Source organism: Stenomitos rutilans, assembly GCF_059505485.1.
In genome coordinates this window covers 38,983-63,039 of sequence record NZ_JCACKR010000053.1, presented here as the reverse complement: position 1 = coordinate 63,039, position 24,057 = coordinate 38,983, and the positions used below count along the sequence as shown (strand labels likewise).

The following is a 24,057-nucleotide window of genomic DNA, read 5'->3' as shown; positions in this document are numbered from 1 at the left end:
GTTGCAGCGACAGCTTTCCTCTACCGAAGGGTACGCTTTACCTAGAGAATGGTTGTGAAATCGGCCTCTATCCTGTGAAATACCCCTTTTGACGGGTGAAAAAACGGGTCATTGTCGCTAAAAATACATATCACCTTGTCAAGAGGTCATCACCTTACGAACAAGAAATTTATGAACATATCCTTTAAAAACAAACCATCCACTCATGTGCCAACTGGTCATCCTGAGGATGGCCAGCTTCGGGGCGAAGTCCACAAGTTAGCAGACGCGGCTTTTCACCGTCATCTCATCTCAGGACATGGAGATAGTGAATATCCTGACGAATACCAGATCGTGCATCAAGGCAAGCCAAAGCATTTTCCGCTGAGCCGTGCCCGTGCCTTTTTAGCAAAACTCATGCAGCGATCGACATCATAAGTCCGCCCAATTTTGGCAGCGATGAGCAGCGAAGGTTACAGCGTTGCTCATCGTTTGCTTAGCTTAACTATCTTTGACGCAGAGTAGCCGATCAACCTGGAGCCACTTGGAAAGCTGAGTCTTTCCAAACGCTGCTATGCGATGTCAGTTTGGCCTTTGTATGCTGCCGTAAGGGTTGTCTAAGTTGAATTAACAATTTTGTTTGCTCAAATTTTTTGTATCAAAATCTACCGAATGACGGTGACGAAGCCCGCGATCGCCGTGTTCTACTAAGAAATTCACTAGTTAGAGCTTGGAGACAGTATGACAGTACAGGATGCTGAAGGAACCGTTGTAGCGGCATCGCCAGACGATACAGCAGAGCTACAGGAGAGCGTTGCCCTTCCAGAAACCCACGGGCAACTGGTGATTATTGGTGGTGCAGAGGATAAAGAAGGAGATTGCACAATTCTGCGGGAGTTTGTGCGTCGCGCAGGCGGGCTACAGGCTCGCATTGTGGTGATGACAGTAGCAACGGGGCTTCCAGGCGAAGTCGGCGAAACATACCTGAACGTTTTTGAACGGTTGGGCGTTGAATCGGTGCAGGTGGTAGATACAGCAAGACGCGAAGATGCGAGTGACCCAAGAGCGCTGGAGCTAACCCAGGATGCCACAGGGGTGTTTTTCACGGGTGGCAACCAGGCTCGTATTACCGAATGCATGAAAGACACTGAACTCGATGCCTTGCTGCACAAGCGCTTTGCCGAAGGTATTGTTGTTGCGGGTACTAGTGCGGGAGCTGCCATGATGCCCGACATGATGATTGTAGAAGGCGAATCGGAAACGAATCCCCGCATGGAAGTGGTGCGAATGGATCAGGGAATGGGCTTTTTGCCCGGTGTGGTAATTGACCAGCACTTTGCTCAGCGGGGACGGTTAGGCCGCTTGTTGTCTGCGATCGCCCAACAGCCCGTCAACCTCGGCTTTGGCATTGATGAAAACACGGCGATCGCCATCAACGGTAAAGAGCTAGAAGTCATTGGTGAAGGCGCAATTACAGTAGTCGATGTGGCAAACATCACTCATAACAATGTGGAAGAGTTGCTGCGAGACGAACCACTCGCACTGTGCAATGCGACACTGCACATTTTGCCCCACGGGTACAAGTTTGACCTGGAGAAGCGATCGCCCATCGATCGAAGATGATACGGCAGAAGAAGGCAGGAGGTAATACCAGTTTTGAGTTTTGAGTTTTGAGCTACAGAAGCTCTGTTCCATCACTCTTTGAGGTTCTTGATCTGTAGCTCGATGAGAGGGAAACGGTATAAAGCCTTATATCAATACTTTTGCTCGTTGCAGCGTGGTGTAACCAGCAGGCTTTTCTTGAACCAGCCGTAACTCAACGTGGGACGGGCACCTGATTCAGGAGGGTTGTAATGACTGCATCTACCTGAAGTCCATCTAACTGTGCTTCGGGACGAAGGATGAAGCGGTGGCGCAAAGTGGGTGGGGCGATCGCTTTAATATCATCGGGCGTGACAAAATCGCGTCCGTTAAGCCATGCATTAGCCTTACTTGCCTGAAGCCATGCCACCGCCGATCGTGGTGATGCGCCTAACGCCAAGTCAGGATGCTGACGCGATCGCTGCACCAGGGCCAGCAAATAATCGATTAACGGTTCGGTGATGGTTATCGATCGCACAGCCTGACGGGCAGCCAGAATTTGTTCAACCGATAGGAGAGGCTTAAGCTTTGCCAGATCGAGCCGTTTGGTTTGCTGCCCTTTGTGGCTGTTGAGCAGCATCTGCTTCTCGGCTTTGGGGTCAGGATAATCCACCATGAGCTTGAACAGGAAGCGATCGAGCTGTGCTTCTGGTAGAGGATAGGTGCCCTCAAACTCTAATGAGTTCTGCGTTGCAATCACCCAGAACAAGTCTGGCAGTGCCAAACTTTGCCCGTCTAGAGTGACCTGCTGTTCTTCCATCGCCTCCAGCAGGGCAGCCTGCGTTTTAGGCGGGGTGCGGTTCACCTCGTCAGCCAGCAACACCTGGGTAAAAACGGGGCCTTTCTTCAACGTAAAGCTCCGCGTATTCAGGTCGAAAATATTCGTACCCAGAATATCGGAAGGCAAAATGTCGGGCGTTAGCTGAATGCGGCGGAACTCTGCCTGCACCAGTTGCGCTAATACCTTCACCAGCAGCGTTTTGCCCGTCCCCGGCACGCCCTCCAAAATGACGTGTCCGCCTGCTAACAGCGCTACCATAAACTGCTGTACCAGGGCAGATTGTCCGACAATTACTTGGCTCAAGGCTTGAGAGAGGCGATCGAAGGCGATATTGAGTTCGGACATAGGGAGAAGGAGAGAGGAGAGAGGGGTAAGGAGTGAAAAGGCAGAGAGTAGAAGCTTAAGGAAGCAGGGGAAGCGGTGGCGGGGGAGGCAGGGGAAGTAAGGGAGCGATCTTCTGAATAGGACTTACGCAAAAGCGGTCATCTTTCGTCCCCTAGCTCCCAATTTTGAGAGAATCGAGCCAATTAAAGCCCCAGAGTAGGGGTTTGGGGTTAAATGCGTATCCTACTGAACTCAAAACTTTTTATCCTTCATCCTTTACCCTTTCTTGTTCCAACTCAAAACTTCATTTCCCTAGCTGTCGTCTTACAGTCTGGAGCGCATCCAACCACCTTAACAATTCTGCTTCGGAAGCACGGCGAGGGCGTTTAATAGGGTTCAAGGCGGCTTCTAGCATCGTCGGTGATTGTTTAGTTTGGGCTGTCCAGGCATCGAATAGCGTTGTGAGAGGGAGCGGTTCTGCGCCCAGACCAAGTGCCTTCTGCACGTCAAGCTGCTCGGCTTTGCAGACCGTGTTGACGACGAATTGGCTGCTTTCAGCTTTACGCAAAACGGCTGCTAGCGCTTGGATATAGGCTTCGCTGTTGTCAACTGATGGAGCGGGAAGGGCGATCGCAGGCCCCAATCGCTGATTTTGCCCCCAGATTAACACCAGGAGAATCACGGCTGCTTGAATTGCCACCAGAAGCAATGGCGTTTTAGCCAGATAACCGATGAGGGTACCAGAGGTTTCTTGCTGGATGATCTCTGCATCTTTGTATCCGTGCGAATATTCATCAACCCAAATGGGTAGCCCTGGCTCGGTGACGAGCTTTGCCAGAAACTCAAAGTTTCCCGGCTCATCTTGATACGCATTAGCCGCTAAGTGTGGCGTAGCGGCACGAATTACACGAGCCTTCCCGTTCTGATGCTGCCAGACGATCGCGCCAAAGGTATCGGACAGCAGTGGCTCGGGTTTGTCCTGCTTGTCATCCGGCTTAGCCACATCGCGACGACTTGTTTGGATGCGAACGTTACCCACAGGGCTGGCGATCGTACTTTCAAAAGGAGCCTGCGTGCTTAATGCTTTAGCACCAAGCTGCACCAAAACGTTCCCTTTTTCGAGCCAGTCTGAGGGAGCTGCCGAGAGGGGCGCTGCACCGTTGCTGACCTGCAACAGCATGATCGGTGAGATTGGGGCAGATGTGGCGGTAGAAGCAGAGACGGCTGTAACATTGAGCCCAATGGGTTGCTCTACGTCTGGACTGAAGGTTTCGATCGCAGGCGTTTGAGGTTCGTTTGGCTCATATAGTGACCTCAACGGCTTCTGCCAGCGATGAATAGTCACACCTCTAGACTCCATAAAGGCATACCAGGCTCCATACCCATCGGGCGATCGACCATACGTTGAGCCACTTCGTAGTTGATTGCCTCTCGGTGCGGCGAAGAGGCTAATGACCACCAAGGTAACAAGGGCAATCGCCAGTATCCAGATTTGTCGCTTGGAAAGGGACATGAGTGAAGAAGGCAGAGGGTAGAAGGGAGAAAGGTTACTGGCTCTATGTAGAAGCAGGTGTTAACAACTTTAGAGGAAGTTAAACGCTAGAGAATGGTTTACTGGGGTACTATCGGTTGTGAATGCTCAAAGCTCGAAGCGCCAAGCTTTTACCGCAACGACGCACAAGCTATCTAAATCTCCCCTGGCTTCCCACGCTCCCGCTGCTCCCCATCCCTTGCTTCAATGGCTCGATACGCTTGCTGGCAGCGATCGAACTCGGCGGCGGAAATATCAGCGTTGCTAAAACAGAGTTGTTCATGGGTGCGGATGAGGCGTTGATAGGGAGCGGAGAGAGGCAGCGTTTGCACAATGCGTAGATATTCGCCGTCTGTCCGGCTGAGTTCATGGGGGACGGGTTCAGTGTCGTTTAGGTGCTGAAGGGCTGCCCTATAGAGGGCGCGGCAGGCTTCGCGATAGTTTCCCTGCTGGGCAAACGTGCGCGATCGCTGAAGCCATGCAGCTACAGTGAAGGGACGATCGACCTGAGTCTGGCGATCGGACTGTCCCTGTTGGGCGATCGTGAGCGCAGTCAGGTAAGGACGTGCAAGCTGATAAATCTGCCAGATTGCCCAGCTTACAAGGCCACCGATGACAATCCAAAACAGCAGCCGAAGCAACCAATCTGGCAAGGACCAGTTAGGCAACCCGGCTCGATCGTTTGGAGCAAACAGCCGTTCCAGCCATTCGCTCAAACGCTGCTGTAACAAATGAAGCTGCCACTCGACACTCGTTTTCTCAAAAGAACCAGCCACTGTTTATCCCTCGTAGAAGTTTTGAGTAGCGCTTTGCGCCGCTACGCTAGAGAGTTCTGAGTTTTGAGTTGAAGAGCTACCAGCTATTAGCGGTCAGCGGTCTTCTAACAACCAGCAACTAAAAACCCTAGCGAAGCCATGCCGAAGGCTTTACAACTTCTTTTGCCTTCTCCCTTCTCTCTTCCCCCCCTAATCCACCTCCTCTGGTTCTGGCGGTGGCACCAGAATCACCCGCACACGCTGACTATCTTCAAGCACTGTGAGGTGAACATCATCAATTTGCAACGTGTCACCAGCTTCAGGAGGGCGCTGCAACTCTTCCAAAAACAATCCCGCTAAAGTAGCTGCTTCGTCACGGGGCAACTGCACATCCAGTTCGTTGTTAACAGTAGCAATGCTGGCACGAATTTTGAAAATGCCTTCATGGGCGCTAATTTGGCGGAACTCCCGTTCTTCTTCTGCATCATACTCGTCACGGATTTCGCCAACGATTTCCTCCAGCACGTCTTCGAGGGTGACTAGCCCTGCGGTGCCGCCAAACTCATCGCGTACCACAACCAGATGCAGGCGATTCTTCTTCATTTCTGTCAGCAGGTCGGTTGCTGACTTCGTTTCAGGAATGTAATGAACGGGGCGCAACAGTTCGCGAATGCCAGGTGGGTGCTCCAGCGTCGCTGGCAACGGGCGAATCAGGTCCTTGACGTGCAAAATGCCCACGATATTGTCTAAATCGTCATCACAGACAGGTAGGCGAGTATGGGCATTCTCAGACACAATCTGGCAGGCTTCCTGCAAGGATGTGGTGCTTTTAAGGTACTGAATTTGCACCCTTGGCACCATGATGGCTCGTGCGGTAATGTGACTGAGTTCAACGGCACCTCGAATAATGCGGCGCTCTTGTTCGCCGACCGTACTACCTGCCAGTCCAGCATCGACCATCGCCTTGATTTCTTCTGTACTAACAGCCCCTTCTTCCTCAGACTCAGGATTGCCTGTTAGCTCCAAAATCAAATTGGTCGAAAGGCTGATTAGCTTGACGATCGGAGCCGTCAATTTTTGCAGAAAGCGCAATGGGCGGATACAGAAGAGTGCGAACTCCTCTGCATGGCGAATGGCTAGCTTTTTGGGGACAAGCTCACCAAAGATGAGGCTGACAAGAGCAATCACAACGGTGACGCTGACAAGCGAAATCTTTTCGGCCAGATCACGGGCCATAAACGGAACAAGCACCTGAGACAGAGGCGTTGCCAGGTTCTCAGCCGCAAAAGCACCATTGAGAAAGCCTGTCAGCGTAATGACGAGTTGAATCGTTGCCAGAAAGCGCGTACTGTCTTCGGTGGTTGCAAGCACCATACGGGCGCGACGATTACCCTGATCTGCTAGCAACTGCAAACGGACATCACTGGAGGACACAAGCGCGATTTCTGCTGCCGCAAAGAAGGCATTGATGGCAATCAGAGCAATGTTGATTCCAAGCAGTAGAGGAATATTGGTGGCGGTGTTCATGTGTCGGGTTGGCGATCCGATGGTCATCCACGAGACGCATCAAGTTATCTAGCCAATAAATAATTTAGAGGACTCTCCAAAGTTTAGCGTCTATCCTGTGACCTTTCTCATGCGATCGTCATTGAGGGTGCAGAAGCCCCGGTAGACTCACCACTGTTTAACAGAGGATTAGATTTAGCAGGGGATTAGATTGACTGACAGAAAATGAGACACGATTAATCTTCAAGTAGCTTTATAATACATCTGTATTGATTTGGAGAAAAAGATGCAGCAACGACTCAGCCTTGTGACGCTAGGAGTACAAGATTTGCCGCGATCACTCCAGTTTTACCGCGACGGGCTGGGTTGGAAGCCGTCGAGTGCGAGCCAGGAAGAGATCGCATTTTTCCAACTGGGTGGGGTCGTGCTGTCGCTGTATTCACGTACAAGTTTGGCAGAGGACGCAACGGTTGAGCCTGTGGGAACTGGCTTCTCAGGGATCACGTTGGCCTACAACACCAAACGGAAAGAAGAAGTGGATGAGGTGCTCCAACTCGTTGAGCAGTTGGGCGAACGGATCGTAAAACCAGCACAAGATGTCTTTTGGGGTGGCTATAGCGGCTATTTTGCCGATCCGGATGGGCACCTCTGGGAAGTCGCTTGGAATCCCTTTTGGGCGTTTGACGATGCTGATCAGGTGATTCTGCCTTCGTGACGAGCGTTGCCCTCATTGACTTACCCGTCTGGCGATCGCGGTCAGTGCTTTCAACCCGCGCAGGGAGCCACGAATGAGACGGATCGCGGCGATCGGCTGTCGCATCATGCCCCACGCAAGCGGTAATGCGTGCAGAGTGCCATCAGAGCCGATGGCCTGCGCCAGATCGGGTAGATCGTGCTGTGCGTTATCGCTAACTACTCGCAGCATGGCAACGCTTGCGCCTGCTTGATGCAACACGTCGAGCGCAGCAAACCCTTCCATATCAACTACGGTTGCCGAGTACTGTTGGGCAAGCTGGTGCTTTTCCTGAGCATATGAGACAAGGCGATCGCTCGTCAGTGCGCTGACTACAGCCGCCGTCGGTATTTTTTGCTGTAGCCATGCCAGCAACGCCGCATCACAGGGTAGGGCACCACCCGGTTTAGTGCGGTTAATACAGTCCCGATAAAGCACCACGTCAGCGATCGCGTGCTGTGGCCCAAGGCTACCGCAGAGTCCCATGATTAATAGCTTCTTACCTGCGATCGTGTTTGTCTGCTGCCAGGTTTTGAGATAGCGGCTGAGGGGTGCTGGCCCAACGGGAATAGGGATTACAGTAGGAAGCTGGGTACGTCCCACGCCCCGACGCACAGCTTGATATTCTGCTCCTTGCGGGACGAGAATGGTGTCAATCACAGGTCTGGCGTTCCAATTTGATGGGTGAATGTTGGTTTGGGTTAGCTTTTAGCGGTCAGCTTTCAGCTTTCAGTTTTACGGCATGAAACAATCATTTCAAAACGCTGTAGGATTAGTCCTGACTTGTGATGATGCTGTTGCTGACCTGTGATGATGCTATGCAGTCCTAAAAGCATTCGTGAAAAGCATGCTGTGTTCAACCCAAGTAGCGTCAGCGGTCAGCGGTCAGCCTAGAATTTAAAGCTGAAAGCTGAAAGCTATCCAGCATCATGTTCACAAATCAAATAGGATCGCCATATGTGTGTGAGATCGATACTGACATATCAGGGCTATTGATATGACCCGGTTGCGTAACCAAAAGACTGCAATGGTCTCCTTCTCTGTTTTGCTGGTAGCTACGATCGGAGGCGTCACTGCCAGACCGCTCATTGCGGCATGGCTCGTTAACCCCGTGCTGGCTCCGGTGTTAGGTGCCAGTGCTTTTCCGCTACCGACCAGTGTACCTGTAGGCACCGTCATTCGGATTGGTGGCTCCAGCGGGATGGAGACGATTAATCAAGTGCTGAAGCGGCGCTTTGAGCAGCAATTTGTTGGCACAGATGTTGTACTGAATACGCAGGGAACAGGGCCAGCGATTAAAGACGTGCTGGATGGCAATGCTGATCTGGCAGCCATTGGTCGATCGCTCACAGAGCAGGAAAAAGCGCAGGGACTCGTCCCCGTGCCCGTGTCACGGCATAAAATTGCGATCATTGTGGGGACGCAGAACCCGTTTAAGGGTGATTTGACGTTTGAGCAATTTGCCAAAATTTTTCGGGGTGAAATTAAGGATTGGTCGCAACTGGGCGGTGCTCGCGGTGCCATTCGGTTTATCGATCGCCCAGACAGTAGCGACACGCGCCAAGCCTTTCGCAACTACCCCGTGTTTAAGCAAGCCCGCTTTGTTACAGGAAAAACGGCGCGGCAGGTAGCTCAAGACAGCACCAGCCAGGTAATACAGGCGCTAGGCACCGATGGTATTGGGTATGCGATCGCCGATCAGCTTGAAGGGCGGGGCGATGTGCGCGTGCTCACCATGCACAAAACCTTACCGAGTAACCCCAAGTATCCGTTTTCTCAGCCACTCATCTACGTTTACAAAGGCCCCCAGCCCAATCCATCGGCACAGGCATTTCTGGGCTTCGCGTCTGCCCCTACCAGCCGCAAAACTATTGAGACCGCTCGGAAAGAGTCAACCGCTCTCCTAGCCGCTAATCCTGAAGTTGCGTCCCCAACGCCCAAAGTCTCAGTTCCCAGTGCTCCAGCCCCAAAGCCCAGTGCCACTGCGGTACCCCAGGCCGCTTCTCCCGCGCCTTCTAACGCACCAGAGACGTCACTAGTCAGCGCAAGGCCCTGGTGGTGGTTGCTGGCACTACCGCTTTTGGGAGGACTGTTCTGGTGGCTGCTGAAAGACCGTGAGGGGCAGTTTGAGCCAGAAGAACCGCTGCCTGAGTCGATGGAACCGGATGCACCACTGGAAGAAACAATCGTGCCCGTGCCTGAGATTGTCCCACCTCTGCTGGGGACCCAATCGACGGGTCGTAGTCGCATTACTCTGGTACCCCGCGATTGCACAAACGCCTACGTTTACTGGGAAATGCCCACGGATGAAAAAGAGGCGCTACAGCAGCAGGGCGCTCGTAAACTTGTGCTACGGCTCTACGAGGTGACGGGGGTCGATCTTGACCACCAACCGCCCGTTAGTTTGCAGGAATTTGATTGCGATACTGAGGCGCACGATCGACACCTTCCCATTCGGACAGACGATCGTGATTATCTGACTGAACTCGGATACGTTGCCGAAGATGGCCGCTGGCTTTCGGTTGCTCGCTCGGAGGCCGTACATGTGCCTGCCTGCCTAGCGCCACAGCCATCGATCGCAACAGATGAACCAACGCCTGTGAGTGAACCATCGCCCGTGCTACGGGATGAGGGAAAGACAACCGACGGTGCCCCTTTGGTAGACGGTGGCGTGGCAGAAGATACCGCACCAGAAGGCGATGCAGGTACTCGCACGATGCTTGCGGACGATCGCACCTATCAGCCTTTTAGCGCCGAAGCGAATCACATTAGCCTGATGCCACCCAAGACCGCAGACGCTTACGCCTACTTAGACGTGGTTGGTCGGTCAAAAGGCGATCCTGGCACCACGTCCACGTCCTTCTTTTCACACGAAGCGGCAAGGGATCAGCGCCACGATCGCGCCACTGAAGACAGTTTGGCAGGAGACCATCAGGCAACAAGCCATGAGATTTTTCTGGTGCCTCGTGACCGTCAAAGTGCCTACATCCATTGGAAGGTGCTTCAAACAGACAAGGATGCTCTGAAGCATCAGGGTGGGCAGCAATTAGTACTGCGAATCTATGACGTGATGGGTACCGAAACCGCTTCTGGCTACAGTATGCAGCAGTTTCTCTGCAACGAATGGGAGCAAGAGCAGCTCGTACCCATTCCCGTCAGCAATGTTGACTATGTGGCTGAACTTGGCTACACCACGTTGGATGGACGCTTTTTAAGCCTGGCACGATCGATCCCCACACGGGTTCCTGGCGCTTAAGAAAGTGTTCCACGCACCGTTAAACGAGCCGTTAAAGCCCGTATTTTACACTTTGGCTCTGCTTTGAGTGCTCTTGATGCCAACGATCGCTCAAAGCAGTCGTTTAGAGTGTGAAACGGTAGGATGGCTAATAGATCATTAAGGGTTGGACCTACTACCGCAATGTCTTTGCGAGAGCGTTTTAACATTTCTAAGCTAGCGATCGAGTACCCCTGGCTGACGCTGGGCTTTTGGCTTGCTGTTTCCATTGCGGGGATAATGGCATTCAGTTCGCTTAAGTATGCCCTGTTTCCGGATATTACCTTTCCCGTGGTGGTGGTGAATGCGTCGGCAGAACTGGCGACCGCTCAAGAGACTGAAACTAAACTCACAGCCCCCCTCGAACAGGCACTGAAGGGGCTAGAAAAAGAAGGCTTGAATGGTGTGCGCTCTTCGACCTATCCAGGACGGGCGATCGTCAGCCTGTCGTTTGAGGTCGGCACCAATTTAGAACAATCGGTGAAGCGCGTTGATGCCACGCTTAAACCGCTCAAGTTGGCGAATAACAGCACGTATAAGCTCACTCCTGTTAATTTGAATGAGTCTGCGGTTGCCAGCTACGTCGTTGAAAGCAAGCAACAGTCCTTATCGCAGTTGACGACGTTGACTCAAGAACGGATTCTACCCACGATCGCACAAGTACCTGGTGTCCTCAAGGTCAACCTGCTGGGCATTCCCGGTGGGGCAACGGTCAAAACACCTGCATCAAAGCCAAACACAGCCGAACAGGTGATCCTGGATGCAGGCACCTCTGCGGTACGGTTTAGCGGTCGAGATGCCTTAGCCTTTGAGGTCATCAAGCGTAGCAATGCCAATACACTGGAGGTGGTAAAAGCCATTGAGCAGTCTGTTGAAAAGGTGCGATCGCAGGTCTTAGAGGTACAGATCAACCTGGCAGAAACGCAGGCAGAGTACATCCGTGAAGCAACAGATTCCACGCTGGATGCTCTGGTGCTGGCAACCGCGCTCTCGGTGATCGTCATCTTTCCTTTCTTGTGGAACTGGAAGGCCACGCTGATCTCGGCACTGGCGATTCCCACCTCCCTGCTCGGCACTTTCATTGTGATGGCAAGCTTTGGGTTCAACCTGGAAACCATCACGCTGTTAGCGCTGGCCCTAGTGGTGGGGATTATTGTTGACGACGCGATCGTGGATGTGGAAAACATCGCCCGCCACCTGGATGAAGAAAACACATCGCCTCGACAGGCTGCCATCAACGCCACGAACGAGATCGGCCTCACGGTGACGGCGGCAACTTTGACGATCGCGGCAGTTTTTCTGCCCGTTGGCCTGATGGAAGGGGTGATTGGTCAGTTTTTTCGCCCCTTTGGTATCACCGTTTCAGCCGCTGTCATCATTTCGCTGCTGGTGGCCCGCACATTGTCGCCCTTGCTGGCGGTTTACTGGCTGCGACCACAACAGCATCAGCCCACGACACAGCGTTGGTCAGGGTTTGTCCGCAGTTATTGGAGTTTGCTGCAATGGTCACTCAACCATCGGGGCATTGTGATTGGCGCGGCATTGCTTAGCTTTGCAGCAGGTGTGGCGCTCATTCCCATCATTCCGAAGGGGTTTATTCCCAAGCTCGATCGGGGCGAATTTAACATCACGTACACCGCTCCTCTACCCCAGGCGGCACTGGCTCAAGCGGCTCAGGCTCAGGGTACTGGTGCCCCTCCAACGACGCTTCCCGCAGGTATCAATCGTGCCGACTTAACAGCGCAACAGGCACCTCCTATCAACCCCCTTACCGAATCGCTCGACACGGCGAAGAAGCTCGAAGCCTTTGTGCTGAAGTCGCCTCAGGTGGAAGCCGTTTTTACGACTGTGGGCACTCGGCAACAGCCCAACAAAGGCACGCTTTACGTCAAGCTCCGCAAAGACCGCACTATCCACACGGCTGAGGTACAAGACCAGTTTCGACAAAATTTGCCTGTGCTCAAAGGGGTGACGACAAGCGTTGAAGATATTCAGTTTATTGATACGGGTGGTGAGAAGCCGTTACAGGTTGCGTTGATCGGCGATGATCCGCTGGTGTTAAGCCAGACGGCAAAAACCATTAAACAGCGGCTTGAGAAACTACCTGGCTTTGCGGATATCAGCACCACAGGTGACGCTAACACCAGTGACAAAATTGTCGAGATCGATCGCTGGAATGCTCGTCGTGTGGCATACGTCAGCGCAAACTTAGAGCAAAATTTGGCATTGGGTGCCGCGACCGATCGTGTCGTGGCGATCGCCAATGAAGTCAAGCCAGCCTCCATCACGCTCGATCTGGGCGGCGATTCGGCTAGAGTGGGCGAAATTTTTGGCAGCTTTGGCACCACGCTTACCCTCTCGGTCGTCTGCATTCTCGCGGTGCTGCTGCTGCTCTTCCGCAGTTGGACTGACCCGCTGGTGATTGCGTTCTCGCTGCCATTGTCGATCGTGGGCGCGTTGCTGGCATCCTTGCTCACGCGGAGCGACTTCGGCATGATTTCGGTCATTGGCATCGTGTTTCTGCTGGGTCTGGTCAACAAAAACGCCATTCTGCTGGTGGATTACATCAATCAGTTGCGCCGCAGCGGGGTTTCTCGTACCGATGCCATCCTCAAAGCGGCTCCTGTCCGCCTACGCCCCATCTTGATGACCACCGCTGCCACGATTCTTGGCATGCTGCCGATCGCACTGGGTTTGGGAGCCGGAGCCGAACTCAGAGCACCAATGGCGATCGCCATCATCGGCGGACTCGTCACCTCTACACTCCTGAGCCTGATCGTCGTTCCCGTCGTCTACGCACTACTGGACGACATCAAACTTCGATTAAAGAGGAAATCCATTTGAGCCGAATACGAGAGATTGAAGCGTTTGTTAAAATGAGCATCAGGTGGAGCAAGTATCCAAAATGCCTACTGTGTCTTAATTAGAAAGTTTATGTCGTGTCAGCTATCAGTTAACGTTTATCATGTTGCAACCGATTCATCTGATCTGCATTGATCATCATACTCGCAATGTCTACGTTTTGGCTGGATACGATGAAACGCTTGAGTTTGAAATTATACAAAACGGGGAGGTGTTGTGATGAGTCAAGTAAATCTTGATGCCATGAATGATGCTGAATTAAAACGATACTTTCTGTCAAATCGCCAAGATCAAGATACTTTTCAAGCGTATTTGGACAGGTTTAGCCAGCGCCCGAAAACAGTCATTGCGAGACCAAGCGATCCTGATTTTGATGCCAAGATTCAAGCAGCAATTCGACAAAAATTAGAAGCTTTGGGTAGTAGCCAAGCAGACAACAATACAGTAGAACGCATGGAATAATTTTGAGATCTACATAAGCGGAAAACCAGGCTTTTCAAACATGACACACTTAAACTTTGAGCCTATATTTTAGCACACTGGAATGATGGTAAAGCCCTCCAGAGCTACATCAACAAGCGCTATAGCGAGAATCCAACTACACAGGTATATGCGCCTGAAGATGATGTCGCCCAGCTATAACAGAGCATTTGAAAGGCAAAAAATAGCAGGAAGACTCTTAAATTTCTCAATCTATTCAATGAGTTAGCCGCCACAACTACACTAAAGACTCAATGCAAGCATTTGTTACGGGTGGAACGGGGTTTATTGGCGCGAATCTGGTCCGCCTACTGCTGCAAGAAGGATATGCGGTGAAGGCACTAGCGCGATCGCACAGCCGCTTAGACAACCTGCAAAATCTGGATGTCGAAATCGTCCAAAGTGACTTGAATGATCCCGGCTTGTGGCAACACATTAAAGGGTGTCAATTTCTCTTTCACGCGGCAGCCCATTACTCGCTGTGGCAAACCGATCGCGAGGCACTGTATCAAAACAATGTCGTCGGTACCCGTAACATTTTGGCAGCCGCACAGAAGGTTGGGGTAGAACGCACCGTCTATACCAGTTCGGTTGCAGCGATCGGCGTGGGCAGTGACGGCAAACCTGTAAACGAAATGTACCAAAGCCCGGTTGAAAAATTAATTGGTCACTACAAGAAATCAAAATATCTTGCCGAACAGGAAGCAGTCAAAGCGATGCAGGCAGGACAGGATGTTGTGATTGTTAACCCCAGTAGCCCGATCGGCCCCTGGGATATCAAGCCCACACCAACAGGAGACATTATCCTGCGCTTTCTCCGTCGCCAGATGCCTGCTTATGTGGATACCGGACTAAACTTCGTCCATGTGCAGGATGTCGCGTGGGGACATTTGCTGGCATTACAGAAAGGGAAGACGGGCGATCGCTATATTCTGGGCCATCAAAACCTGACGCTCAAGCAACTGCTCGATCAGCTAGCCCAGTTGACAGGGCAACCCGCGCCCCAGCGATCAATTCCGGCCTGGATTCCCCTCACGGTTGCATGGATTGACGAGCAAATTCTCGCGCCGCTGGGTAAAACGCCATCTGTACCGCTAGATGGCGTTCGGATGTCGCAACAGCCGATGTACTACGATGCCGCTAAAGCCGTACGCGAACTCGGTCTACCGCAAACCCCCATTTCTACGGCGTTGCACGATAGCATAGAGTGGTTTGTAAAAAATGGTTACGTGTTGAAAGGCAAAGGGGAAAGGCTCAAGGCTCAAGGATAAAAATTTAAGCCTTTGGCCTACTGCTTCGCAGAAGCAAGCTACATACTTGAGCCTTTCTTCATCCGTGTTCCCGTTTTGAGGAGTGAAAATGTATGGCAATTCTTCTACAGCAGGCGATCGAAGTTGGTAAGTATATCGTCTCTCAACGTCTGAAGGGACGCACAAAGTATCCCCTGACCTTAATGCTGGAACCGCTGTTTCGTTGCAATCTAGCGTGCCCTGGTTGTGGCAAAATTCAACATCCCACCGACATTCTGCGTCAGAATATGACCCCTGAACAGTGCTTTGCTGCTGTTGAAGAGTGCGGGGCACCTGTGGTTGCCATTCCTGGTGGGGAACCATTATTGCATCCCCAAATCGACGAAATTGTGCGGGGTCTGGTCGATCGCAAAAAATTTATTTACCTCTGCACCAACGGCATTTTGCTGGAGAAGAGCCTGGATAAGTTTACGCCCTCGCCTTATCTGACGTTTAGCGTCCACTTGGATGGCTTGCGCGAACATCACGACAAGTGCGTCGATCGCAAGGGCGTGTTTGATGTTGCCGTCAAAGCGATCAAAGCGGCGAAAGCGAAAGGCTTCCGGGTCACTACCAACACCACGATTTTTGATGGCACTGACCCAAAAGAGATGCAAAGCTTCTTCGATTTCCTTGAAACGCTGGGCACCGATGGCATGATGGTGTCCCCCGGCTACAGCTACGAGTGGGCACCTGACCAGGAACATTTCCTCAAGCGCGAACAAACGAAATCACTCTTCCGCGAAATTCTGGCTCCCTTTAAGGCGGGTCAAAAGAACTGGAACTTCAATCACAATCCCCTGTTCCTAGACTTTCTCACGGGTGTTAAAGACTATGAATGCACACCCTGGGGAATGCCAAGCTACAGCGTACTGGGTTGGCAAAAGCCTTGCTACCTGCTCAACGAGGGGCATTATGAGACGTTCCAGGAACTTCTGGACAACACTGATTGGAGCCAATATGGGCACTCTAGCGGCAATTCTCAATGCGCCGACTGCATGGTGCATTGCGGCTATGAACCCACCGCCGCTGTCGATGCGATGCAGCCGCAAAACATGATGCGGGCGATCGGCAGCGTGTTTGGTGTTGCAAACTGAACCAATATATTTGTAGGGACGTTTCATGGAACGTCCCTACAAATTCATGCCCAAGACATGACGCTAAATGGCACAGCAGATCTTTTAATCAGTAAGATCTCTAGCTGCACGATCGGCACCACTCCAAACATCGTCAGCAGTTTTCTCAGCACCCTTCGCATAGCCTGAGCCAAATTCTTTAAAGGCTTCTGCTGATTCTTTACCAATGCGCTTAAAGCGCTCACCAAGATCGCCTTCTGTTTCACGGGATTCTCGATTCCATTGCCCGGTTGTTTTGGGTCGATCAGCATCGTTTTGGTTAATGCGATCGCGAAGGTTTGCAGGCAAGGCTTGATCATTCTTGCCAGGATCAACGTTGGTGGTTAATAGAAGAAAGCCAACTAAAGCAGCTGCGAAAACTTGTTTTAGTTGCAGTCTATTCAGTAAGGCGTTAAAACGAGCGATCGCTCTAGAAATCAAATGTGTCATGCCATTGCTCCATTAATGCGTTCTTAACCTTTCGCTGTTCTGAGATGTGTTTACTTGCTCCAAAGGTGGCAATTACAATCAACGAGAATTGCAATCGTCTGCACAGATGGATGAGGTCGTTGGTATTATTCTTTACTTCAAACCAGTAACTTCAAGCGATTAACATCTCTCAGCACATCGTCAAGACTAACGTTCGACACAGCATGTTTCCTCCAACAAAAGTTATAGTTCTGTGGTGTGAATGCAGGCAATACAAATTACAGCAGAATTCGGGAGTCAAAAAGTAGGAGACAGGCGTGAAAAGACTGACATGGAGCTTCTAAACTTTGATATGCATAGGACTCATGCATTTTGATTGAAACCTCGGCAGTTTAAGCGACGACATTTAGTGATGACGCCTGATGCCTGGTGAACACGCTGATTGACTAAACAGAAGTCTTGAAAGGCTGATGACGCTGTTGCTCACCTGCCCGTGCTTAAAAGCCGAGCTAACAACGCGAAACCCGTTAAAACGTGTGGCGAGATGCTTGCAGTCCTCTAAAGAGGAGTTCCTTCGGTTAGCCCGCACTTTGAGTGCAGGACGGGGTGGACGATCCCGGCAAGATTTGTCAGCCAACCAGGTGAAAACCTCGGAGGTTTGCGTCAGTCCTATATAAATTCTTTTATCTGAAAGCGGCTTTTTCTCTCAAAATCGCTTTTGATAGGGCATAACGGTTTTTTCTGATCAACCATTCGATGAAGCGCTTACAGAGTTCCTTGCTTGCCTGTTTTCTCTTGATTGGTAGTAGTTCGCTAACAGGCTGCAATGTGGAGAAGGCGCGCGCCATTCAGAGTGCTGCTGTGCAGTTTAAGTCCGAATCGCTGGCAGCGATCCAGGCGATCGACGACATGCGCAAGCAAGAGTTGGAACCGCCGCCGCGATCGCAGTCTGAAATCCGAAGCGACTTTGTGACGGGCATCTTGAACTCCAAAAGTGACATTAATGCCAGTTTGATTGATTTGGCGATCGATCCCTACAAGCCACCTGATGATCCAGAGTGGAACACCTTTACGGCTGATCTACGGAACCAATACGAAACCTTTGCCACTATTTTTGACAAACTCGATGCGGGCAGTCTGGTTGCCGTGGATGAAGTCCGCCAATCAGCCGAACATGCCAAAACGCTGACCGTACAGATGGCGCTCTTTGCCGATGCAGTAAGCAAAAACCCGCCCGTTCTCTACCGCTATCGCAATGCGATCGTCGTCAAACTACGCAAGCAACGCCAGGCTTACCAGTCGCTTCAGACACAGCTCAAAGCAAACCACGGCTCGATTGATGCCAGCCCCCAAGCCTCACGAGACAAGCTACGCGATATCGAAAATCAGGTCGGCGAGATTATGGGTGAATGGCAGCAGGTGAAGCTACAAGAGCAAAAACTGCTAGAGTCAACTCTCACCCAATGCCTCAAAGCGGCTGTGCTGGGCAAAGAGCTAGGGAACCTGATCAACCGCTACGATCAGCTTGATCTCAACACGATCAATGCGCTAGTACCTCGTATTCTCAACATCGCTGGAGGCATTAGCGGACGAGATGTAAGCTTTTTGCGTGTTAAAACAACCAGCGTCATTGGCGAAATCAACCAAGATCCATTGTGGAAAGGTGCAGCAAACTTAGCGCTAGGTCAAGTGAATACAGCTGTCGTCAATCGACGCAAAGCGCAGGCATCGCTTTCGGTGAAGAAATGACCTCTATCCAAAAATATGCGGCTTTATCGCGCCCCCAATACTCCGTATACCGCCAAAAGACTTGAGAATACAATCACTGTAGGAACCTGATGATGACCGACAGCAACACCCTCTTTCTACAAACAGCGGCGGCTGTGATGAACGAGTTGGATATTCGTTATATGGAGGCCGATTTGGATGGCAAGGTGCAGCTCAAAGATGACCTGGACAGAGCCATGATGACTTTTTCAGAGATCCGTTGCCGCATTTTGGAAAGCGAACTTACCTGTACACCAGCGGATGTTGCCAAAATGCAACAGTTGCGGGAAGAAGTCAATGAGGCAGGAGAAATACAATCTGTTCTCTCTACAATGGTGCGATTGACTAAATTCTTTGCTCGTTTATAGAGTGGCTGATCATCTCTATGAATTGGCGGGGCAGGGGCAGAGCAAGTGTATGCGTGGGCTACACTGAAAGCCAGATTTAAACAGAATGTGAATTTTCTGGATCAGTCCACTATATTTAGGTATTATCTGAAGCTTAAAACGGAAGTAAAATGATTCTTAAGCGCTAGATATAGCGTTTACGGCAGTTTGTTTGATGACGGTGACTTTGGACAATGAGTGTTAAACAGCGAATCTAGCAGGGCTTCGGCGCGGGTGTGAGATGGAACACTGGGAATTTTTATTGCAGAAAGAGGGCGATCGCTCCTGGCTTCCACTCGATTCGCCAGATGTAGAAATCCTGGAGGGTCGCTACCGCGTGGTGGCTCGCTCAAGGTATATAAACGCCGCGATCGACATCCGCATCGCGCACCTGGCAACCGAAGCCGTACCTCCTAAGCGTCGCATCCAGAAACGATCGTGCCGAACGAATCACGATGGCTTGATGGTGGTCATTCCCTTTACCCACCTTGAGTCAGGCCAGTGGGAATTATGCTGCTCTCCCGCCGACTTGATGAGTGACCTGATGGCAGGAGCGCAACCGTATGCGTTAAAGCTGCAAGTCCTCGCGCATTCCTTAGAAGAAGACTGGGAGCCAGATTGGGTGGCACCTACGGCTCAGCCTGCTGCCACATCTACACCGACGGCACAAGGTATAGAGCCAGTGCAAAGCGAGGCAGACCCCAATACGGGTGTGATGAATCATGCCGCGATAGTAGGCGCGTCCGCAGCAGATGAGCCACTCTCATCATCCACAGCGGCTAGTCAACCAGTCTCTTTACCCCCAGAGGTGGCTGAAATCCTTGCGGCTTCAATGGATCGGCTGTTCCAAATTGCGGAGCAAATGTCTGATCAGTTGGTTGATGAAGTGCTGCAAGATTTTGATTTGACTGCGATCGCCAATGCACCAACAGCGGCTTCCAATGAAACAGCACAGCCAACGCCTGAACCAGCCACAGTCGCACCGACATCATCAGGCGATTCGATGGCTGAGTCAGGGGAGGAGCAATCTTCTACAGGCTACACGCTCGCCGCCAATGAAACGTTTATGCTGACGCTCGACCAATCCGCGTTTGTGGCGGCACGGGGAGAGGTCATGACGCTTTCTGGGCAGTTGGCGATTGTATCGACCTCCGAGTCTGTTGCTGGTCAGCGCTTAGTCCCGTCTGCTACATCCCCTATGCCAACCAGAGAGCAAGGGCTGAGTGACCCGTGGGAAAGCGATGTTGCACTCGATCTGCTGGGTGTAACCGCTCAAGAAATTCAGCTTTGTCTGCGTGACCCTCAGAGCCTACAGGTTCTGGTCAGCGATCGCCAACCGCTTCAGCAGCAGCCCCTACCCTGTCCCTTCACCTTTTTCTTCTCGCTACCCGATGCATTTACAACCCACCTCGTCTTGGGAGAAGTTTTGCTCTGTGGCACGTTCATCGGTAATGAGGCTACCTCAATCGCACTCGTCACCCAGGCGTTTTCCATTACGGTTGACCCTGGCGCGCTGGTTAACGAACTGACGAAGCTGAATGATGCCCTGACGGCTGATATTGAAGATGAAGAGCGCATTGATTTGCCGCTAGAACTATCGTCTCGTCTAAAAGAGCAAGCCACTCCTGCGATCGACCTATCCTTCTTGAGTGAGTCGATCGTCGAGTCACCAGTAGAGCGATCGCCCCGCTTTCCATCCCTGGCTGGGCAACCGTTGCCACCTCAAATTTATCGACCTGCTCCCAATCAAGTCCGCGCCAAAGCACCTGACTTGCCTGCGTTTAAGCTGGTTGCGTCACCAACAGTTTCGACCGATGCTTCATCAGCAAATGAGCAGGTTTCCACAGAGCCCCCAACCGTTGAGTCGGCGGCTAGCGCCGCTGTCGATGTGCCGATAGACAGTGCTGAAGCGGAGTACATAGCTTCAGATAACATTCAGGCTACAGAGGAAGCACGTTCTGATGCTTTGACTAACGAGGTAGGCGAGACGGCATCCTCTGATGTAAACACAAGCGTTGCAGTAGACAATATCGATCCAGCTACCGAAGAAGTACCGCTGGATTTGCCATCGCCTACTCAAATGTCCTTTCAATCACTGAAGCTTCAGGATCGATTTCTCACCCGCCTGACTTCATTAGCGACAGATGCTGAGCTTTCAGCGCTGTTAAAAGCCAATATCGCGCCTGGTCAAGCTTCGTCTTCGCCAGCACAGTCACCAGCGCTTGCGGAAGACCGTTCCCTCAGCGAGGAGATTGTCATTGATGACGATTCCCAGCCAACCGAGCGACGACGCAGCAAGCCAGTTGCCTCTACTGAGCCAGAGCCTTTAGACACACCACCCAGTCATTTGCTTTTGCCAGCAGACGACCCTGTGCCAACCCCAATTCTGGAAGTGACAACGGGAGAATTAACGGCTGGGAAGCCCATCAGTATACGGGTCAAATTGCCTGATCTCCTGCCCCGCATTTACGTCAAGCTCTGGGTCATCGATCGCCAAACCCGTTCACTACTGGATGGCCCCCGTTGGCTTGTCGATTTTCTCCCCAATGGACTAGGTGAGTTAGAAGCAATGACCCCACTGACAGTACCATTTGGAAGTGTGGAGCTTCGTTTTGAGGCGATCGCGGTTGAAATGCATACCCAGCGCGAAAGCTACAAAGTCGCCGTTGATCGAATTGTGGTGCCACCTGATTTGCCAAACGTTTCTTTAGACGACTTTCATGCTTAGAGCTTGACCTCTCTCAAGTATTAAATGTGCTGAAGCACTGAATATTAAGAATGGTTAGAAGTCAGAAACATGACACCGCTTCACAGTAAAGTCAGTTTTGGAACCACTTAAATTTAGATAGGAAACTTGTTATGACAGGTTCATACGCAGCTTCGTTCTTACCCTGGATTCTCATCCCAGTTGTTTGCTGGCTCCTGCCCGCAGTGGTTTTTGGCCTACTGTTTCTCTATATCGAACGTGAAGATCCAAGCGGTATTTAAGAGCATCGCTGTTTAAGATCCCCACTGCTTGCAGCAGACATTGACCTGTAGCAGGCCACCTGTAGCAAACCATTGAAAAGAGACCTCCTAACTTAGTTAAGAGGTCTCTTTTTGCTTGTCAACCGCACGCTCTTGACACAGATTTCAAACAGGCTTGGACTCTGTATTAAACGCGTTAATCCAGGGTCTACATGGAGGAACCAAGACCTGAATAAGCACCATAAAAGAAAAGACCCAGAACGACCAGCACGCCCGTGCCCGCGATCGTCGCTACAATCCACAACGGAATTCTTCCAGAACTAGACACAACAATCACCTCTTAAACGAAAAAGCTCATCTGATGCAAAGGGAAGCCAACTGAAAGCTGAAAAGAACTAGTTAAAGAAATAGCTAGAAAAGAGAATGCCAAGTGTAAAAATCATCAGCAAGCCCAGGTAAAGCGATGTACGGTTTAGCTCGACTGGCTGCTTGTTGGGGTTTGGACTTCTGGTTGCCATGAGTATTCCCTATCGTTGAATAAACTGCATTGCGGCGATCGCGCCTAAAAAGAAAACAGACGGCACAGCCAGCGTATGCACAGCTAGCCATCTCACAGTGAAAATAGGATACGTAACGGGTTCGTTGGGGGTTCTGCTAGTCATAACGGTGAGTCATCCTTAAATTACTTGGCGAGAAACTCTTCAATCTCTTGTTTCGCTTCAAAGCGGTCTTTAATAATCGGTGCTGATTGCACTTGCGTTGGATAGTATTCGTTGGGACGAGGGGTACCAAACGCGTCATAGGCCAAACCTGTCTGCACAAACAGCCAACCGGCAATGAATAATGCTGGAATTGTGATGCTATGAATCACCCAGTAACGGATGCTTGTAACGATGTCCCCAAACGGGCGCTCTCCAGTAGTACCAGCCATTTAGATTCCTCCACTGACAACAATTAAACGCTGACTTATGTTCATCATACGAAACCACCGAACCACTCACAAGCAACTTTTTAAGATTAAGTAAAAGCAACTTAAGATCAAGCAACTGAAAATAGTTCGGCACTGCTCGATCTTTGTAGTTCATTTGTGCAAACCAACCACGATCGCTTCACTATGCCGCTGCTCCTGTGTCGCTGTACCGTAGCAATGTTCCTTTCTGTCCGATAATAAAGCCCTGTTCTGAACCCAGGAACAGAATCTTATAAAGGTTAGACGGAACGTTCTCGATCGAGCGATCTTTTTCCCACGTTTCGCCACCGTCCAGGCTGCGCAGGAGATTGCCGCTGCCACCAGAAACCCAAACCTCACCTGGAGTGCGATACGCCAGGTCTAGCAAGCCCCAACTGGTAGAAAACTCAGGACTCACCGCATTTTCCCACTCATCGGGTGTGTTTGGCACCTGGAATTGAATCTGCCCACCACGCGCAATCATCCAAAGCCGACCATCCGGGGCAAAACCCATATTCTGGAGTCGTCGAGAGCTATTGCGATTGTGAGGTTCCCATGCGGTTTGTCCGGGCTCCCAGATAGAGTAAAAGTTACCACGAGACGATACCGCGACGTAGCGACCATCCGGTGCCCGCGAAATATTGCGGATGACACCAACCGCCGCTTCGACCATTGCCTTCCAGTTTTTACCCCCGTCTGCTGTGCGATAGATCGCTCCAATATCGGTCGTCATTTCAGCCGCTTTGGGGCCAAGGGCAAGAACCGTATTGGGAGAACCAGGAAGCTTTGCGCTCAAAGGCACTCTAGCCCACGACTGACCGCCATCCGTCGTATGGAGCAACAGCGACGGTTGACCCGCAATCCAGCCTTCGTCACCAGAAAAGCTCACCGAGTTGAAACGATAAGCCTGGTCTAGATCCAGGTTGCGGGGTTCCCAGGTTTTACCGCCATCAGTGGTTTCCAACAAGGTGGAATTAGTACCTGTCAACCAACCATGCTGAGCATTGATGAAGCTCAGATCCAACAGATTGGCCTCGGTGGGTACCGAGATGGGTTGCCAGGGACTGGCGCTAATCGAAGGTAGATAGCCGCCGCAGCTTGAACACAGCAGCGCGATCGCACACAGCACGATCGCCTGCCTGATGACAACCCACTGTCCGATCGTCCGCCTCAGAAAAGTTGTAACTAAATGCATTGCGCTCAAATCTCTACTCAATCTCATGCAGTTGTTTGTCAAGAATGTCTAAGCTGTTCCTCAGAATTTGCAGCGTCACGGTTAAGCAGAGGCG

The 24,057-nt window shown here is 51.4% G+C and carries 24 protein-coding genes and 1 pseudogene; 14 read left to right on the top strand and 11 right to left on the bottom strand.

Annotated elements, in window-relative coordinates; genetic code table 11:
• Positions 1-171 precede the first annotated feature (171 nt).
• Together AC5JLP_RS09300 and AC5JLP_RS09295 are read left to right on the top strand one after the other, a co-directional pair.
• Positions 172-417, top strand: coding sequence for a hypothetical protein (locus AC5JLP_RS09300; protein ID WP_496067652.1), 246 nt, complete (start codon positions 172-174; stop codon positions 415-417).
• Positions 418-720: 303 nt separating this feature from the next.
• Positions 721-1,602: a cyanophycinase gene (locus AC5JLP_RS09295; protein WP_496067651.1), complete on the top strand. Its 882-nt coding sequence runs from the start codon at positions 721-723 to the stop codon at positions 1,600-1,602.
• A gap of 193 nt (positions 1,603-1,795) precedes the next feature.
• Here the strand turns inward: AC5JLP_RS09295 and AC5JLP_RS09290 are convergent, their stop codons facing one another.
• From AC5JLP_RS09290 to AC5JLP_RS09275, 4 genes are all read right to left on the bottom strand, one after another.
• Positions 1,796-2,746, bottom strand: a complete 951-nt coding sequence (locus AC5JLP_RS09290; protein ID WP_496067650.1) for an AAA family ATPase — start codon at positions 2,744-2,746, stop codon at positions 1,796-1,798.
• A 283-nt stretch (positions 2,747-3,029) separates the two neighbouring features.
• Positions 3,030-4,238: a DUF4350 domain-containing protein gene (locus AC5JLP_RS09285; RefSeq protein ID WP_496067649.1), complete on the bottom strand. Its 1,209-nt coding sequence runs from the start codon at positions 4,236-4,238 to the stop codon at positions 3,030-3,032.
• Positions 4,239-4,411: 173 nt separating this feature from the next.
• A complete protein-coding gene (locus AC5JLP_RS09280) occupies positions 4,412-5,032 on the bottom strand; it encodes a DUF4129 domain-containing protein (protein WP_496067648.1) in 621 nt (206 codons plus the stop codon).
• A 189-nt stretch (positions 5,033-5,221) separates the two neighbouring features.
• A complete protein-coding gene (locus AC5JLP_RS09275; protein WP_496067647.1) occupies positions 5,222-6,565 on the bottom strand; it encodes a hemolysin family protein in 1,344 nt (447 codons plus the stop codon).
• 238 nt (positions 6,566-6,803) lie between these two features.
• Between AC5JLP_RS09275 and AC5JLP_RS09270 the strand changes: the two genes are divergently transcribed.
• Positions 6,804-7,232 (top strand): VOC family protein, encoded by a 429-nt coding sequence (locus AC5JLP_RS09270; protein ID WP_496067646.1) that lies wholly within the window; start codon positions 6,804-6,806, stop codon positions 7,230-7,232.
• 12 nt (positions 7,233-7,244) lie between these two features.
• Here AC5JLP_RS09270 and AC5JLP_RS09265 read toward each other — a convergent pair whose 3' ends face one another.
• Complete coding sequence (locus tag AC5JLP_RS09265; RefSeq protein ID WP_496067645.1) at positions 7,245-7,910, bottom strand: 5'-methylthioadenosine/S-adenosylhomocysteine nucleosidase family protein; 666 nt, start codon at positions 7,908-7,910, stop codon at positions 7,245-7,247.
• A 337-nt stretch (positions 7,911-8,247) separates the two neighbouring features.
• Between AC5JLP_RS09265 and AC5JLP_RS09260 the strand changes: the two genes are divergently transcribed.
• The 7 genes and pseudogenes from AC5JLP_RS09260 to hpnH all read left to right on the top strand — a co-directional run bounded on the left by AC5JLP_RS09260 (position 8,248) and on the right by hpnH (position 16,252).
• Positions 8,248-10,506 carry a DUF4912 domain-containing protein gene (locus AC5JLP_RS09260; RefSeq protein WP_496067644.1) on the top strand — a complete coding sequence of 753 codons (2,259 nt, stop codon included), beginning with the start codon at positions 8,248-8,250 and terminating at the stop codon, positions 10,504-10,506.
• Positions 10,507-10,668: 162 nt separating this feature from the next.
• Positions 10,669-13,368: an efflux RND transporter permease subunit gene (locus tag AC5JLP_RS09255; RefSeq protein WP_496067643.1), complete on the top strand. Its 2,700-nt coding sequence runs from the start codon at positions 10,669-10,671 to the stop codon at positions 13,366-13,368.
• A 97-nt stretch (positions 13,369-13,465) separates the two neighbouring features.
• A pseudogene (locus AC5JLP_RS09250) lies at positions 13,466-13,606 on the top strand (DUF6888 family protein); the annotation flags it as partial.
• Positions 13,606-13,848 (top strand): DUF6887 family protein, encoded by a 243-nt coding sequence (locus tag AC5JLP_RS09245; RefSeq protein WP_496067642.1) that lies wholly within the window; start codon positions 13,606-13,608, stop codon positions 13,846-13,848. The pseudogene AC5JLP_RS09250 and the gene AC5JLP_RS09245, both read left to right, overlap by 1 nt.
• A 66-nt stretch (positions 13,849-13,914) precedes the next feature.
• Positions 13,915-14,028 carry a hypothetical protein gene (locus tag AC5JLP_RS09240; protein WP_496067682.1) on the top strand — a complete coding sequence of 38 codons (114 nt, stop codon included), beginning with the start codon at positions 13,915-13,917 and terminating at the stop codon, positions 14,026-14,028.
• A gap of 92 nt (positions 14,029-14,120) precedes the next feature.
• Positions 14,121-15,137, top strand: coding sequence for a hopanoid-associated sugar epimerase (hpnA, locus tag AC5JLP_RS09235; protein ID WP_496067641.1), 1,017 nt, complete (start codon positions 14,121-14,123; stop codon positions 15,135-15,137).
• Positions 15,138-15,229: 92 nt separating this feature from the next.
• Entirely contained in the window at positions 15,230-16,252 is a 1,023-nt protein-coding gene (gene hpnH / locus AC5JLP_RS09230; RefSeq protein WP_496067640.1) for an adenosyl-hopene transferase HpnH, read from the top strand.
• 84 nt (positions 16,253-16,336) lie between these two features.
• Here the strand turns inward: hpnH and AC5JLP_RS09225 are convergent, their stop codons facing one another.
• Positions 16,337-16,720: a hypothetical protein gene (locus AC5JLP_RS09225; protein WP_496067639.1), complete on the bottom strand. Its 384-nt coding sequence runs from the start codon at positions 16,718-16,720 to the stop codon at positions 16,337-16,339.
• A 735-nt stretch (positions 16,721-17,455) separates the two neighbouring features.
• Between AC5JLP_RS09225 and AC5JLP_RS09220 the strand changes: the two genes are divergently transcribed.
• From AC5JLP_RS09220 to AC5JLP_RS09205, 4 genes are all read left to right on the top strand, one after another.
• The gene (locus tag AC5JLP_RS09220) at positions 17,456-18,448 is read left to right on the top strand and encodes a hypothetical protein (protein WP_496067638.1); all 993 of its coding nucleotides are present in this window, start codon (positions 17,456-17,458) and stop codon (positions 18,446-18,448) included.
• A gap of 89 nt (positions 18,449-18,537) precedes the next feature.
• Complete coding sequence (locus AC5JLP_RS09215; RefSeq protein WP_496067637.1) at positions 18,538-18,834, top strand: hypothetical protein; 297 nt, start codon at positions 18,538-18,540, stop codon at positions 18,832-18,834.
• A 259-nt stretch (positions 18,835-19,093) separates the two neighbouring features.
• Complete coding sequence (locus AC5JLP_RS09210; RefSeq protein ID WP_496067636.1) at positions 19,094-21,580, top strand: hypothetical protein; 2,487 nt, start codon at positions 19,094-19,096, stop codon at positions 21,578-21,580.
• Between the two features lie 131 nt (positions 21,581-21,711).
• Positions 21,712-21,840: a photosystem I reaction center subunit VIII gene (locus AC5JLP_RS09205; RefSeq protein ID WP_445927140.1), complete on the top strand. Its 129-nt coding sequence runs from the start codon at positions 21,712-21,714 to the stop codon at positions 21,838-21,840.
• A 187-nt stretch (positions 21,841-22,027) separates the two neighbouring features.
• Here the strand turns inward: AC5JLP_RS09205 and AC5JLP_RS09200 are convergent, their stop codons facing one another.
• From AC5JLP_RS09200 to AC5JLP_RS09180, 5 genes are all read right to left on the bottom strand, one after another.
• Positions 22,028-22,147, bottom strand: coding sequence for a photosystem II reaction center protein J (locus tag AC5JLP_RS09200; RefSeq protein WP_496067635.1), 120 nt, complete (start codon positions 22,145-22,147; stop codon positions 22,028-22,030).
• A 67-nt stretch (positions 22,148-22,214) separates the two neighbouring features.
• A complete protein-coding gene (gene psbL / locus AC5JLP_RS09195; RefSeq protein ID WP_496067634.1) occupies positions 22,215-22,337 on the bottom strand; it encodes a photosystem II reaction center protein PsbL in 123 nt (40 codons plus the stop codon).
• A 9-nt stretch (positions 22,338-22,346) separates the two neighbouring features.
• Positions 22,347-22,481 carry a cytochrome b559 subunit beta gene (gene psbF, locus AC5JLP_RS09190; RefSeq protein ID WP_106258966.1) on the bottom strand — a complete coding sequence of 45 codons (135 nt, stop codon included), beginning with the start codon at positions 22,479-22,481 and terminating at the stop codon, positions 22,347-22,349.
• A gap of 20 nt (positions 22,482-22,501) precedes the next feature.
• Positions 22,502-22,750, bottom strand: a complete 249-nt coding sequence (gene psbE, locus AC5JLP_RS09185; protein WP_496067633.1) for a cytochrome b559 subunit alpha — start codon at positions 22,748-22,750, stop codon at positions 22,502-22,504.
• A 181-nt stretch (positions 22,751-22,931) separates the two neighbouring features.
• A complete protein-coding gene (locus AC5JLP_RS09180) occupies positions 22,932-23,963 on the bottom strand; it encodes a photosynthesis system II assembly factor Ycf48 (protein WP_496067632.1) in 1,032 nt (343 codons plus the stop codon).
• Positions 23,964-24,057 lie beyond the last annotated feature (94 nt).